Origin of the sequence: Brevundimonas sp. UBA7664 (genome assembly GCF_002483305.1) — a bacterium.
Taxonomy (GTDB): Bacteria; Pseudomonadota; Alphaproteobacteria; order Caulobacterales; family Caulobacteraceae; genus Brevundimonas.
In genome coordinates, this window is sequence record NZ_DLHQ01000036.1 from 1 (window position 1) to 12,047 (window position 12,047).

The 12,047-nt window shown below is 69.6% G+C and carries 17 protein-coding genes; 13 read left to right on the plus strand and 4 right to left on the minus strand.

Annotated elements, in window-relative coordinates; genetic code table 11:
• Together B2742_RS08515 and B2742_RS08520 are read left to right on the plus strand one after the other, a co-directional pair.
• On the plus strand, positions 1 to 477 hold a 477-nt coding region (locus B2742_RS08515; protein WP_292065095.1), incomplete at its 5' end, for a sigma-70 family RNA polymerase sigma factor.
• Positions 478 to 772: 295 nt separating this feature from the next.
• Positions 773 to 1,522 (plus strand): hypothetical protein, encoded by a 750-nt coding sequence (locus B2742_RS08520; RefSeq protein WP_292065097.1) that lies wholly within the window; start codon positions 773 to 775, stop codon positions 1,520 to 1,522.
• Positions 1,523 to 1,728: 206 nt separating this feature from the next.
• Here the strand turns inward: B2742_RS08520 and B2742_RS08525 are convergent, their stop codons facing one another.
• Positions 1,729 to 2,352, minus strand: a complete 624-nt coding sequence (locus B2742_RS08525) for a hypothetical protein (protein WP_292065099.1) — start codon at positions 2,350 to 2,352, stop codon at positions 1,729 to 1,731.
• A 90-nt stretch (positions 2,353 to 2,442) separates the two neighbouring features.
• Positions 2,443 to 3,774, minus strand: a complete 1,332-nt coding sequence (locus tag B2742_RS08530) for a S8 family serine peptidase (RefSeq protein ID WP_292065101.1) — start codon at positions 3,772 to 3,774, stop codon at positions 2,443 to 2,445.
• 109 nt (positions 3,775 to 3,883) lie between these two features.
• Here B2742_RS08530 and B2742_RS08535 point away from each other — a divergent pair, with 109 nt between their 5' ends.
• The 6 genes from B2742_RS08535 (at position 3,884) to B2742_RS08560 (ending at position 7,538) form a co-directional block, all read left to right on the plus strand.
• Positions 3,884 to 4,387 carry an RNA polymerase sigma factor gene (locus B2742_RS08535; protein WP_292065103.1) on the plus strand — a complete coding sequence of 168 codons (504 nt, stop codon included), beginning with the start codon at positions 3,884 to 3,886 and terminating at the stop codon, positions 4,385 to 4,387.
• Positions 4,384 to 5,112: a hypothetical protein gene (locus B2742_RS08540; protein WP_292065105.1), complete on the plus strand. Its 729-nt coding sequence runs from the start codon at positions 4,384 to 4,386 to the stop codon at positions 5,110 to 5,112. The genes B2742_RS08535 and B2742_RS08540 overlap by 4 nt, the downstream gene beginning before the upstream one ends.
• Positions 5,113 to 5,195: 83 nt before the next feature.
• On the plus strand, positions 5,196 to 5,369 hold the full coding sequence (locus B2742_RS08545; protein ID WP_292065106.1) for a hypothetical protein: 174 nt from the start codon (positions 5,196 to 5,198) through the stop codon (positions 5,367 to 5,369).
• A gap of 420 nt (positions 5,370 to 5,789) precedes the next feature.
• Entirely contained in the window at positions 5,790 to 6,539 is a 750-nt protein-coding gene (locus tag B2742_RS08550; RefSeq protein ID WP_292065109.1) for a hypothetical protein, read from the plus strand.
• A 106-nt stretch (positions 6,540 to 6,645) separates the two neighbouring features.
• On the plus strand, positions 6,646 to 7,176 hold the full coding sequence (locus tag B2742_RS08555; protein ID WP_292065112.1) for a hypothetical protein: 531 nt from the start codon (positions 6,646 to 6,648) through the stop codon (positions 7,174 to 7,176).
• 38 nt (positions 7,177 to 7,214) lie between these two features.
• On the plus strand, positions 7,215 to 7,538 hold the full coding sequence (locus B2742_RS08560) for an Mpo1-like protein (RefSeq protein WP_292065114.1): 324 nt from the start codon (positions 7,215 to 7,217) through the stop codon (positions 7,536 to 7,538).
• On the opposite strand, the gene B2742_RS08565 is transcribed toward B2742_RS08560, so the two are convergent.
• Positions 7,535 to 8,152 (minus strand): 3D domain-containing protein, encoded by a 618-nt coding sequence (locus B2742_RS08565; protein ID WP_292065116.1) that lies wholly within the window; start codon positions 8,150 to 8,152, stop codon positions 7,535 to 7,537. The genes B2742_RS08560 and B2742_RS08565 overlap by 4 nt on opposite strands.
• Positions 8,153 to 8,370: 218 nt before the next feature.
• On the opposite strand from B2742_RS08565, the gene B2742_RS08570 reads away from it, so the two are divergent.
• Both B2742_RS08570 and B2742_RS08575 read left to right on the plus strand, forming a co-directional pair.
• Positions 8,371 to 8,970 carry a glutathione S-transferase family protein gene (locus B2742_RS08570; RefSeq protein WP_292065118.1) on the plus strand — a complete coding sequence of 200 codons (600 nt, stop codon included), beginning with the start codon at positions 8,371 to 8,373 and terminating at the stop codon, positions 8,968 to 8,970.
• A 130-nt stretch (positions 8,971 to 9,100) separates the two neighbouring features.
• Positions 9,101 to 9,775 (plus strand): nitroreductase family protein, encoded by a 675-nt coding sequence (locus B2742_RS08575; protein WP_292065120.1) that lies wholly within the window; start codon positions 9,101 to 9,103, stop codon positions 9,773 to 9,775.
• Positions 9,776 to 9,960: 185 nt separating this feature from the next.
• Here B2742_RS08575 and B2742_RS08580 read toward each other — a convergent pair whose 3' ends face one another.
• Positions 9,961 to 10,560: a hypothetical protein gene (locus B2742_RS08580; protein WP_292065122.1), complete on the minus strand. Its 600-nt coding sequence runs from the start codon at positions 10,558 to 10,560 to the stop codon at positions 9,961 to 9,963.
• Positions 10,561 to 10,784: 224 nt separating this feature from the next.
• Here B2742_RS08580 and B2742_RS08585 point away from each other — a divergent pair, with 224 nt between their 5' ends.
• The 3 genes from B2742_RS08585 (at position 10,785) to B2742_RS08595 (ending at position 11,978) form a co-directional block, all read left to right on the plus strand.
• A complete protein-coding gene (locus tag B2742_RS08585) occupies positions 10,785 to 11,072 on the plus strand; it encodes a hypothetical protein (RefSeq protein WP_292065124.1) in 288 nt (95 codons plus the stop codon).
• 79 nt (positions 11,073 to 11,151) lie between these two features.
• Positions 11,152 to 11,406, plus strand: coding sequence for a hypothetical protein (locus B2742_RS08590; RefSeq protein WP_292065126.1), 255 nt, complete (start codon positions 11,152 to 11,154; stop codon positions 11,404 to 11,406).
• A 77-nt stretch (positions 11,407 to 11,483) separates the two neighbouring features.
• Positions 11,484 to 11,978, plus strand: coding sequence for a hypothetical protein (locus B2742_RS08595; RefSeq protein WP_292065127.1), 495 nt, complete (start codon positions 11,484 to 11,486; stop codon positions 11,976 to 11,978).
• Positions 11,979 to 12,047 lie beyond the last annotated feature (69 nt).

A 12,047-nucleotide genomic window follows, 5' to 3' on the forward strand; every position in this document is an offset into this window, starting at 1 on the left:
ATGATCGAGACGATCAACAAGATCGTCCGCACCAGCCGCCAGATGCTGCACGAGATCGGCCGCGAGCCGACCCCGGAAGAACTGGCCGAAAAGCTGGCCATGCCGCTGGAGAAGGTCCGCAAGGTCCTCAAGATCGCCAAGGAGCCGATCAGCCTCGAGACCCCGATCGGGGACGAGGAGGACTCGCATCTCGGTGATTTCATTGAAGACAAGAACGCCATCCTGCCGATCGACGCGGCCATCCAGTCGAACCTGCGCGAGACCACGACCCGCGTGCTGGCCTCGCTGACGCCGCGCGAGGAGCGGGTGCTGCGCATGCGTTTCGGCATCGGCATGAACACGGATCACACGCTGGAAGAGGTCGGCCAGCAGTTCTCGGTGACGCGCGAACGCATCCGGCAGATCGAGGCCAAGGCGTTGAGAAAGCTGAAGCATCCGAGCCGGAGCCGGAAGCTGCGGTCCTTCCTCGACAGCTGATCCCGCGCGTCAGCGCGAGACGGTTCATCACGACGGACACAACGGATTCACAACGGGCACGACGAGCGCGCGGCGGCCGTTGTGTTCGTTGTGCCCGCGTTGTGATCGCTGTGAAGACCCTCGGGCGGGCGCCGGTCCGCCGTCGGCCGGAATGACGCTTCGCGTCGATCGGCGGCTTTGTCCCGGTCGGATTTGTACCCGCTGAGTCCCGCATCGTACCGGTCTTGCGGCGACAAACCGGGACAAACTGGGACATGCGTCCGATTCTGACGCAGGGCCGGCGCAGACTGCCCGGATGACACAGGAAGGCATCCGCACGCGCCGCAATTTTCCCGCCGAGACCTGGGCCGTCGTGCGCGACGCATATCTGGGGGGCGAGACGGCGGAATCGATCCAGAAGCGGCTGGGCATCTCGGTCAATTCCATCCGCAAGCGCGCCGGCCGCTGCGGCTGGACCCACGCCGCCCATGCGCGGGCCATCGCGCGCGCCGCCGGGGAGGGCGCGCCGGTCCCGAACACCCCTGAGGCGGCGATGATCGCGGCCCTCGACCACGCCGCCCTGGCCTTGGCCGAGGGGCGGGCGAGCGATGCGACGGCCCTGATCCGCGCGGCCGAGTCCATGGGGCGGGTGGCCGGGTTCGATCCGGCGGACACGCCCTTGCGGATGTCGGGTCATGAAGCCCTGACCCCTGAACAGGACGCCGCGCGCGAGGCGGCGGCGAAGAAGGGCTGGGACGACATGCTGGACCTGATCGAGGCCCAGGCCGACGTCCTGGCGCGCCGCATCCTGGCCGAGATCCCCGGCGCCCCGGCGGTGCACAGCGGCTTCGTCCATGCCTGGCGGGCGCAGAATCTGCCCGGGGCCGCCGCCGCCGACCACGCGGCGATGCAGGCCCGCGCCGCCCACCGGGTCCCCTTCCACTGGGACGACGCGGGCCAGCCCCTGCCGGTCGAGGAGGTGCGGGCGATGTATTACGGGGTCTACCGGCGGCAGATCCGGGCGCGGGCGGGGCTGCCGGCGGTGGGGCCGGAGGAGGCGGGGTGAGGGGGAGGGGCGGTTGTGCGCCAGAACCAAACGTCGACGGATCACCGGCAAGAAGACATTCCGACCGACCGAGAACGTAGCGGCCAACCGTTCAGCGTGCTGCCAAAGTTGATAACGGCTTCAGTCGTCAGCTGCGCTGAGAGATCAAGAGCGAGCCCCGCCGGCGAAAGCCGGCGGGGCCAAGATCGTTGGGGCGTCGATCTACCTCAGTCGTCGCGGCGGGTCCCGGCGCTGGCGCCGGCGTTGACGCCGGCCTGTGCCGAGGCGCCGCTGCGGTTAGCTGAAGCGGAGCCGTCGGCATTGGCGTTAGCGTTCGCAGGGCGCGAGCGGCGCGGTCGGTCGTTGTCGCGCTCATTCGAGGCCGAACCGGACGCCGATCCGGAGCCGGCGATCCCGAGATCACCCGACAGGGCGCCCGAGCCGGTGCCGGCCGTGCCGTTCAGGGCTCCATTCAGCGCGCCGGAGGCCGAGCCATCAATGCCTTGCGCGGTCCCATAGGCGGACTGTGCCGTTCCGACGGCGCGGGCGCGGGCCCGCTCCTCGGCTGCCAGGGCGCGTTCACGGGCCCGGGCGGCGCGTTGCTCGGTGCGCTGGCGCAGCCGCTCGGCGCGCGCGGTGGTCTCGCCCAGACGGTCGCGGGCGAAGGCGCCGTCAACCTGGCCTGTCAGGCTGCCGGCGGCGGAACCGCCCACCTGGCCGCCGAGGCCGCCGACCTGGCCGCCCAGTCCGCCGCCGAGGCCGCCCGAGCCGCCCAGCACCTGGGCATTGGCCGCGCCCGCGAGGGCAAGGGTGAAGGTCGCAGTGGTGATCAGCATCAGGGTCTTGCGCATGAGGATGTCTCCTGGAGTATCGCAGGGCGTTCGGGGCCCTCGAGCCATCCAACGACCCTCGGCCGCGGATTCATCCCGACGGCTTGAGGTTTATTCCCTGAGCTGGCCCCGGGCCCCGACCGCGCGCGGTTCCACGCGCAGGTCCGCCGCCACCACTCCCCGGCCGTAGACCGGATCCGGCCCGCGCGCGCCGGCGTCGGTGGCGGTCCTCGTCACGCCCGTCAAGGCGGCCTCCGCCCCGTTCGGGTCCGGCTGTTGCAGTCGCTGCGCCAGCAGGCCCGCCACCAGAGGCGCGGCGAAGGACGAACCCCGGACATTGACATAGCCCTGCCCCGGCCCGGCCGCGGCCATGTCGGCGCCGGGCGCGGCGAAATCCACCTGCGGTCCCCGTCCGGACTCCGGCAGCACCCGCCCGCGCCCGTTCACCGCCGTCACCCCCACCACATCGGCATAGGCCGCGGGATACAGTGGCGGCGCCGACGGTCCGTCATTGCCGACCGCCGCCACGATCAGCATGCCCCGCCCGCTGGCGCGCCGGACCGCTGCCTCGACCACGGCGTTGCGCGGCCCCACCAGGCTGACATTGACCACCGGCACATCGTTCTCGGCCATCCAGGCCAGGGCCTGGGCCAGGCCCGTCGAGGACCCGCCCGTCGGCGAGCCGCCATAGACGTCGGCCGCATACAGCGCCCCCCCCGGCGCCGCGCCCTCGAAGGCGCCCGCACGCCCGACCATCAGCGACGCCACCGCGGTCCCGTGCGGCGCGGCCCGCGCCGGTCCTGCGAAGCCGCGCTGGACCACATGAGCGCCCGCCACCGCCGGATGCTGTTCGTCCACGCCGGTGTCGATCAGCCCCATCCGCCCCCGCCCGCCCTGGGGCGCGCTCACGGCTCCCGCCGCGCCGCCGGCCTCGGCCAGCGCTCCGGCCGGCGCATGCACATGGTTGAAGGCATAGCTCCCCTCCGGATCGAGATCGCGCAGCCGCTCGACCGCCCGCCGCAGGGACAGCCCGCGCGGTGGCGCCAGCACCGCCGTCGTCATGTCCAGCGCCGCCAGCCGCTCTTCCCGCACCACCGTGAACCCCGCCGCCAGCGCCCGGCGCCGGCCCTCGGCCGACAGGTCTACCGCCACGACCTCGCCGCGCACCGCCGGCCAGCCGTCCGGATCGGCCTCAAGCGCGCCACCCGACTGTCGGATCAGGCCGCTGAGCCGCGCCGGGGCCTGAAACCCGCGCTCAAGACCCTCGCGCCCGGCCCGCGTCAGCGCATCCGGATCCACCGGCAGCCGCGAGGGCAGGCCGCCCGGCAGCGCGGGCCTCTGCGGCAGGCCGCCGGGCAGGCCGATCTGGGCCGCCGCGGGTCCGCTGATCACGGCCATGGTCAGGGCCGCGAAAATGCTCGAAAACAGCAGGCGCATCGGCATTGGCGTCATTCCCAGGAACGTCCTTCTTTTCAAGAGCCTTTGGCGATGGCGTGACAAGGGATGAAACGACGGGGGTGGGACGTTCCATCCCCATGACGAGGTTTTCAGCTTGGATGAGTTTCAGACGGGGCTGGTGGATCTTCTGCCGAGGCTGCGCCGGTTCGCGCGCGTACTGGCCCGGTCGGACGCCGATGCCCATGATCTGGTGCAGGAAACCGTCGAACGCGCCCTCGCCAAACGCAGCGGCTTTCGCCCCGGCACCCGTCTGGACAGTTGGACCTTCACCATCATGAGGCGGATCTTCATCGACCAGAGCCGATCGAACGCCCGCTGGGCGCGAGTGGTTGCCCCCGCCGACGACCTCACGCCCAACGTTCCCGACCCCGCCATGGCCGGCGAAGACCTGCGCGCCGACGCCCTGGCCGTGCGCAGCGCCCTCCACGCCCTGCCCGACGATCAGCGCCTCGCCGTGGCCCTCGTGCTGATCGACGGCTTGTCCTACGCCGAGGCCGCCCAGGTCATGGGCGTACCCGCCGGCACCCTGACCAGCCGTCTCGTGCGCGGCCGCCAGGCCCTGATCCAGACCCTTGCCGAACAAGGCGTGAGCGCATGACTTACAATGACGAAGCCCTGATGCGCCGCGTCGATGGCGAACTGACCCCCGAGGCCGGCGCAGCCATCGACGCCGCCGCCGCCGCCGATCCGGCCCTCGCCGCCCGGCTGGAAGCCTTGCGCGATCTGCGCGCCTTGGCCCGCGAGGCCGTCCCCCTGGCCCCTGATCCGCGCGATCGCGACCTCGCCCGAATGATCGCCACGAGCGCTCCTCGCCCCTTGCTCCGCGCCCCTCGCCTGTTCGACCGCCTCGGAGCCGCCTTCGCCCCGCGCCATGCGCCCCTGTGGGGAGGCCTGGCCGCCGCCAGCTTCGTCCTCGGCCTGTCGTTCAGCTGGCTCGGCGCCGGCGCCCCAGACCGCGGCTTCACCGTCGACCCGCAAGGGACCATCTCTGACGCCGCCCTCGTCCGTGTCCTCGACACGCGCCTGACCGCTGACGGCGCCGACACCGGGGGCCGCGCCGTCGGCCTGACCTTCCGCGACGCCGACGGCCGCTGGTGCCGCACCTTCCAGTCGGCCGATGCGGGTGTCGCCGGCCTAGCCTGCCGCGAAGCCGACCTTTGGCGCCTCCAGGCCCTGGCCCGCTTCCAGCCGACCGCGGGCGAACTGCGCACGGCTTCCGCCGACATACCTGCCCCGGTCCTGGCCGCGGTCGACGCCGCCCTCGCCGACGACCCGCTGGACGCCGCCGCCGAGGCCCGCGCCCGCGACGCCGGTTGGAACTAATCCACCCCCCGGGGGGATGAAACAGCCACGCGCCATCGTTGATTGTTCAGGGGCTCCGCCCGGGCAGCCGAAGACGCTCACTCATGGACGAGGAAACCCTCCGAGACCGCGCCGAGGCCTGGACCCGCCGCGCCGCGGAATCGCATGACCCCCGCGAACGCGCCGCCAACCTCCTGATCGCCTCCCACTATGCCGCCCTCGCCGACCTCATATCCGCTCGGGCGCGCGTGTCCGCCCCGGCAGACGACGAGGCGTGAGCAGGTCAGGGCAACAAGTCGATTGCCGCCCTGCGCCGCCGAGAGTGGGAGTCACCTATGCGCCACCACCGTCATTGGCGCGCAGCCGAAACGCGGACGTGTCCAGGGACGGGGGCGAGTCAGACCCGGACGGAACAGGAGGCGCCCCCTCGCCGTCGGATCGCAGACGTCCCGCCCGTCGGCGGGAGGCACGCGTTCCGCCTCCACCCGCCCCCGCCTTCGCCTTCGCAGCGTCCCGACGATCGTTCCCATGCAATCCCGCATGGAAGGCCTGCGGATTTCGGCGGTTTACCCGGTGTGCGCATGGGTTATTCGCTGTCGCGGAAGCGCGCACCGGCGGGGGCGCGGCCGGCGGCGCGTGGGTCCGGGACGGACGCCGGCGCAGACCGGTCTGTGCAAATCTCAAAAGGTGTTCGTGTCATGCTGCCGAGGCTGCTCTTCCGCCCCATCCCGGCGAGACTCCTGTCGCTGTCGGCCTTCGCCGGCGTCCTGTCGGTCGCGGCCGGGGTGACGGCGTCGCACGCCCAGTCCTTCAACGAGATGGCGTCCGAGGCGTCCGCGCAGCAGTTCTATGCCGATGTCCAGGACCGGATCAGCGCATCGACCCACGACGGACCGACCTATTATTTCTCCCAGCGCTACGAGATGACGCCCGAACTCGAGGCGGCGCTCGAGCAGCAGCGTGAGGACGATGAGACGGTCGCCAGGCTGCGGGCCGATCCCGTGCTCATGCGCTACTATGCGGGCTTCTGGGACCACTATCAGGCGCGCGACGACGCGGCGCCGGGCGAGTTCTGCGCCGCGACCTACGTCAATCTGGACGGGTCGATCACCCTGACCGGAAGCGACCGGCGCTGGGACGGCGGGCTGCTGGTGTTCATCGGCAAGGACATTCCCCAACCCGAAGCCTTTCGGGAAATCACCGCGACCCTGACGCAGGATGACGGGCGGCCGGCGACGGTCCGGATCTACAACCTGCCCGCCCGCCCGGAGATGGCGGGACACGGCACGCTGATCTTCGCCGTCCCGAGCATGGCCGACGCGCTTGCCGGCATGGAGGACGATCAGGCGTTCGCCGTCTCGATCGAGGGCGAGGAGGTGTTCCGCATGGCCTGGAAGGACGGCCGGGAGGCCCGCAACGCGCTGCGCCGCTGCGTTCGCCAGCGGTAGGCGGCGCGCGAAACCGGACCGGCGCGGGTCCTCCAGGACCGCCGTTCGGCCAATGGACTTCCCGCGCGGGGCGCGGCATCCTCGCACGATCGCCGAGGAGGGTGTGATGTTCAACCTGGGCTATCTGAAGCGCCGTCTGGGCCAATACGCCGCCCTGTGGGTCGGCGGCTTTCTGGCGGGCGGATCTGCGATCCTGATCGGGCTATTGTTCGCCGACCTGATGACGGCGGTGGATGGGGTGCTGCCGGTGATGCTGGGCGCGCTGGCGCTGGCGCTGGGGGCCGGGACGGTGCTGACCCTGGTGTCGGGCGAGACCCTGGGGACCAAGCTGGCGGTGCTGGTGCTGGCGGTGGCGCTGGTGCTGCCGCTGTTGTGGGCGCCGGTGTCGGCGGCGGTGGCGATCGCCTTCTTCGCCGACCGCTCGATCGAATATTCGGAAACCTATGCCGCCTTCCAGATCGGGGTGTCGCGGGTGCTGTTCCCGATCGGCCAGGCGCTGGGGCAGGGGGATCTGTTCGGCTGGGTGTGGACGGCGTTCCAGTGGGTGTCGACCGTGGTCGGCTTCTTCTCGGCCGTGGCCAAGGTGTGGCCGGCGATCCGGCGGCTGCTGGGGCCCGAGCCGCCGGTCGAGGCCTGAGGCTTGCGGCGGCCGCGCCGGCGGGGCAGGATTCGACCATGACCCGCCCAACCGCGCCCGGCGAACGCTATCCGTCGTTCGAAGCCTTCTATCCCTACTATATCCACGAGCACGCCAACCGGACGTGCCGGCGGATCCATGTGGTGGGGTCGGCGCTGGTGCTGGTGGTGCTGGCGACGGCGATCGTGACGCGGAGCCCGTGGTGGCTGCTGGCCATGCCGCTGGTCGGCTACGGCTTCGCCTGGGTCGGGCATTTCTTCTTCGAGAAGAACCGGCCGGCGACCTTCCAGTATCCGCTGTGGAGCCTGATGGGCGACTGGCGGATGTTCTGGGAAACGGTCAGCGGCAAGCGGAAATTCTAGCGCGAGCCCGCGCTGGTGGTGCCCAGGGCCGCGATCTGGGTCGTCTGGCTGGGCAGGGCGTCCCACGACGGGGGGCAGCCTTCGAAGCGGCCGGCGTCGACGAGGGTCAGGCGGCGCTGGTTGAAGCGCATGGCCGGGGACATCGAGCCGCGGCCGTGGCCGGTGTAGAGGTCGATCTTCTGGCCCTTGATCGCGCCGCCGGTGTCGGAGGCGTACCAGTAGCCGTCATGGATCGCGCCGTCGGGCATCCGCATGCCGACCGTCTCGGGGATGAACAGGCGGGTGCGGCGCGGGATGTAGCGCGGGTCCGTGGCGATGGTGCGCATGGCGATCGGCCGGCAGCCCAGGCTGTCGTTGCCCGTCGCCCCGCCGCCGCCCGCATGGTAGAGATTGATGCGCGCGGTCCAGTCCGCGCCCTCGTCCATCAGGGCCTGCTGTTCGGGGGTCAGCGCGAGCGCGCCGCTGTCGGAACCTTCGTCGGCGCCCGGGGTTGATTCAGCGCCCAGACCCGAAGCCAGGGCGGCTTCGTAGGACACGGGATCTGCCGTGACGCCCGCCTCGGCGGGGAAGGCCATCGCCCAGATAAGGGCGAGCGCAGCGGCGGCGCCGAGCATGAGGCAGACTCGCGGAATCACCGGCCCTGACGCGTCCGGCGACGGGCTTGTCGTTCCGGAATGCGGCGAAAAACAGTCAATCGGGGCATGGTGCGACCACCTGTCCGCCTTTGCGGTGGATAAGCGGGGCTTGTGATGGTTAAGCGGAATCTCGTTTGGCCAACGCCGCGAAACCTGTAAGCAGTATTGGCAGATCAGAAACACTTTGCTGGCGCGAAATGCTTACTGTCCATGGTGATATTCGTTCCGGCAACTGTTTGAAGGTCAAGTGGTTGCTCGACCGGCTCGGGCGTGATTATCGCTGGGTCGAGACCGATGTCATGTCCGGCGCGACCCGAAGCCCGGACTTTCTGGCGCGGAATCCGGCCGGCCAGGTCCCCGCGGTGATGCTGGAGGACGGGCGGGGGCTGGCCCAGTCCAATGCGATCCTGCTGTATTTCGGCGAGGGGACGGCCTTCGTCCCGGTCGATCCGTATGACCGGGCCCGGATGTACGAGTGGCTGTTCTGGGAACAGTACAGCCATGAGCCGTACATCGCCGTGGTCCGGTTCCAGCGGCTGCTGGCCGGCAAGCGCGCGGACGAGATCGAGCCCCGGCTGATCGAGCGCGGCCACGCGGCGCTGGCGCGGATGGAGGCGGCGCTGGCGGGGGCGGACTGGCTGGTCGGGGCGGGGCCGACGCTCGCCGACCTGGCGCTGGTCGCCTACACGCGCGTGGCGCATGAGGGGGATTTCGACCTGGCCGGCTATCCGGCCGTCCGGGCGTGGGTGGCGCGGGTGGAGGGCGCGTTCGGGATCCAGTCCTCCCCCGGAGCTTAGCGACAGGGGGAGGGGGACCGCCGGAACGGCGGTGGAGGGGGTCGGCCCCGGGCGCCGGCGGTTGCCGCAGGCCCCTCCACCATCCTACGGATGGTCCCCCTCCCCCGATGGGGGAGGAATGGAGCCCCTCATGCGCGACCATCCCTGCCAGCCCCTGACCGGCTACGGCCCCATGGACGACGCCGAGCGGATCGCGCGCGCGACGGCCTTCCGCGCCCTGATGGCCGGACGGCGGACGGTGCGGGACTTTTCGGACCAGGCCGTGCCGCGGGCGGTGGTCGAACAGGCGATCCTGACCGCCGGCTCGGCGCCCTCGGGAGCCAACCACCAGCCGTGGTTCTTCAGCGTCATCGAGAGCGCCGGGGCGCGGTCCCGCATCCGCGAAGCCGCCGAGGCCGAGGAGCGGGAGTTCTATGCGACCAAGGCCCCGCAGGAGTGGCTGGATGCGCTGGCGCCGCTGGGCACCGATCCGGACAAGGGGTTTCTGGAGACGGCGCCCGTGCTGATCGCCGTCTTCGGTCAGAAGCGCGGCGGGCCCAATCCCGGCGACGACCGCAAGAACTACTATGTGCCGGAGAGCGTCGGCATCGCCACCGGCCTGCTGATCGCGGCCCTGCATTCGGCGGGGCTGGCGACCCTGACGCACACGCCGGCGCCGATGACCTTCCTGGCCGACATCTGTGGACGGCCGGCCTCGGAGAAGCCCTTCCTGCTGCTGGTGGCAGGCCTTCCGGCGGCGGAGGCGACCGTGCCGACCGCGGCGCTGAACAAGAAGCCGCTCGGCGGGATTGCGGCGTGGATCTAGGGGCGGGCGGGGGACGAAACGGGCGGGCCGGGCGCCTGGACAGGCAGAGTTGGGTCTGCTTTCGGAACGGCTGTCAGGGACCGCTTTCGACCCATTACGGACTCTAAGCGACGCGGCTTGTGGGAGGACTGTGGCGACGAGTTTCAAGGACCCGCCGCAATCTGCTCTATCTTCGTGGATTGCGGTTATGGTTCGGCTGAGCGCAGCGCGGCATGAGAAAACTGCTCAACGTCGGTTACCTGCTCGTCGATATCCGACAGTGTCGATTCCCGGGACCGTGCAATAGCCAGGTCGCGCTCGGACTTGTCGGAGACGACGAAAAAGCCGGCGGCACCCAGCTGACCTTCCAGCGGCGTGCCCAGCGATGGCGCGCGAGCGAAGTTTCCGATGTAGGTGGCTTGCCCAGGCCGGATGGTGAACGGCATCGAGAAGCGGGTGCCGGATGACCAAGACGTGCCCATCCCGGCCACCGTCCCACCGAACCCGAAGTCGAAAACTTCATACTGGCCAGCCGGCAACCGGACCACAAAGACCTTCCCAGTCTCGCGGCCCGCAAAGTCTGGGTTGGCCATCTGGGCCCTGAAAATGCCGACGCATCGGCATTCGATCGATCGGACCCGTTCCGGGACCGGCTCTCCACTGAAGGAAGCCGTCTGGCGGTACTGGAACGAGAAGTTCATCGCGATCCGGATTGTGCTCACCGAATAGACCAGCAAACCCTCATCGGCCGCCGTAGCCGGTTGCTGAGCTTGGGGGGCGGAGGCCAGAAACAGGGAGGCAAACACGGCTCCCAACACTGCGATTAGCCTGTTCATTGACCCCCTGCCTGTCTGTGCATTGCCGCGAATGGCTAGCGTCGTCGAGAGTGGGCAGGCTAGCCTTCGGCCACGACGCGCGTCCAGCGAACGATCGACCGCGCGCTGCCTCCAAGATGGGTCTGCTCTCCAAGCTGGAGCCCACGTCAGCTTTCGACCCATAGCGGACTCCCGCCATCGCGGTATGATCAGGCATGGCCCCGCACATGCTGAGATTTGAGATTTGGAAGGACCCCGCTTCCGATAGCCATCAAATGAGCCGGGTCACGCCCGACGGTGACAGCCTCCGGCAGGCGATCTCCCACGCTGCCGTCTTGGTTCACACCTTCGACGCGAGTTCTGATTTCGATGCATTTCAGAAGAACCACGACTGGCATGGATACGGCACGTGGAACGCTCCCGCCGGTCTCACGGAACGAGCCTTCACCGAGGCCGAGGCCATCGCTCAGCGGGAATATCTCGCTGTTAGAAACATTGACTGACGCGTCCGCTTTCCACCCTCAGGCGACCGTCCGCTCCCGACCCGTTGCGGACATTGCCCGTCAGCATCATGCTTGCCGCATGACCGATACGCCCGATCTCCGCGATGCTTGGCAGACCCGGTTCCATGACGTGATCTGGAAGTTCGGCGAAGACCTCTCAGACCTCCACGGGGCCAACCCTTGGCCGGATCGTCCGCTGCTTTCGCAGGCGATCAACTACCTCATGACGGAACTTTGGGATAAGGGCTTCAGCCAGTCCGAAATCCGCGAGGCTTTCAACGCCGCTGTCGCGGACATGCCCCGATATGCGGCGGGCGAGGAGCGTCGGCCTTAGGTCCGCTTCCTGCGCTTGGACCGAAGGCTGTTCCCGACCCATTGCGGACCCAAGCGCATGCGGTCACACATTGCGGGATGAAAGCTCCCGGTCTCGCCCTCGCGCTGTCCCTTCTCGCAAGCCATGCGGTGGCTCGCGAGTGCGACCTGTGGGACATCCGGCATGGGCGGGAGCTGCACGAGGCGCTGAGTCGTCGAGCTGTTGAGGTCGTAGATCGGGCGTCCGCCGAGGATGAAGACAGCGACGACGCGCTGTCGCGGCTTGTCCTGGCTCAAGCGGTCTTCAGTTTGGGGGTGGGCGATGTCGGAAGGCCTCTGCCCGAAGGTCCGGCCGGCGCTCGCGCGCTGGCCGCGACCATGCGAGCGAGCAGCTTTCGTTTCTATGGGTGGGACTACATGAACATCCCCGTCGACGCATGTGCTCCGCAAAAGGTCACCGTAGAGTTCATCGATGACACCGGCGGCTACAGTTCGCCGGTCGAGTTTGCCTTCGAGGAAGGCCGACTGGTCTCGGCTCGTGGTTGGCAGCGGTCCTTTTCGACGGGTAGACTGCCGACCGAGCGACATCGATAGCTCCCTAGAAGGTCCGCTTTCCGCCCAAAGCCGACCGTCCGCTATCGACCCATAGCGGACCTTCCGTTG

Coding starts and splice junctions, on each gene's coding strand:
- B2742_RS08520 (WP_292065097.1), top strand. CDS start 773: ATGACACAGGAAGGCATCCGCACGCGCCGCAATTTTCCCGCCGAGACC.
- B2742_RS08525 (WP_292065099.1), bottom strand. CDS start 2,352: ATGCGCAAGACCCTGATGCTGATCACCACTGCGACCTTCACCCTTGCC.
- B2742_RS08530 (WP_292065101.1), bottom strand. CDS start 3,774: ATGCCGATGCGCCTGCTGTTTTCGAGCATTTTCGCGGCCCTGACCATG.
- B2742_RS08540 (WP_292065105.1), top strand. CDS start 4,384: ATGACTTACAATGACGAAGCCCTGATGCGCCGCGTCGATGGCGAACTG.
- B2742_RS08545 (WP_292065106.1), top strand. CDS start 5,196: ATGGACGAGGAAACCCTCCGAGACCGCGCCGAGGCCTGGACCCGCCGC.
- B2742_RS08550 (WP_292065109.1), top strand. CDS start 5,790: ATGCTGCCGAGGCTGCTCTTCCGCCCCATCCCGGCGAGACTCCTGTCG.
- B2742_RS08555 (WP_292065112.1), top strand. CDS start 6,646: ATGTTCAACCTGGGCTATCTGAAGCGCCGTCTGGGCCAATACGCCGCC.
- B2742_RS08560 (WP_292065114.1), top strand. CDS start 7,215: ATGACCCGCCCAACCGCGCCCGGCGAACGCTATCCGTCGTTCGAAGCC.
- B2742_RS08565 (WP_292065116.1), bottom strand. CDS start 8,152: ATGCTCGGCGCCGCCGCTGCGCTCGCCCTTATCTGGGCGATGGCCTTC.
- B2742_RS08570 (WP_292065118.1), top strand. CDS start 8,371: ATGCTTACTGTCCATGGTGATATTCGTTCCGGCAACTGTTTGAAGGTC.
- B2742_RS08575 (WP_292065120.1), top strand. CDS start 9,101: ATGCGCGACCATCCCTGCCAGCCCCTGACCGGCTACGGCCCCATGGAC.
- B2742_RS08585 (WP_292065124.1), top strand. CDS start 10,785: ATGGCCCCGCACATGCTGAGATTTGAGATTTGGAAGGACCCCGCTTCC.
- B2742_RS08590 (WP_292065126.1), top strand. CDS start 11,152: ATGACCGATACGCCCGATCTCCGCGATGCTTGGCAGACCCGGTTCCAT.
- B2742_RS08595 (WP_292065127.1), top strand. CDS start 11,484: ATGAAAGCTCCCGGTCTCGCCCTCGCGCTGTCCCTTCTCGCAAGCCAT.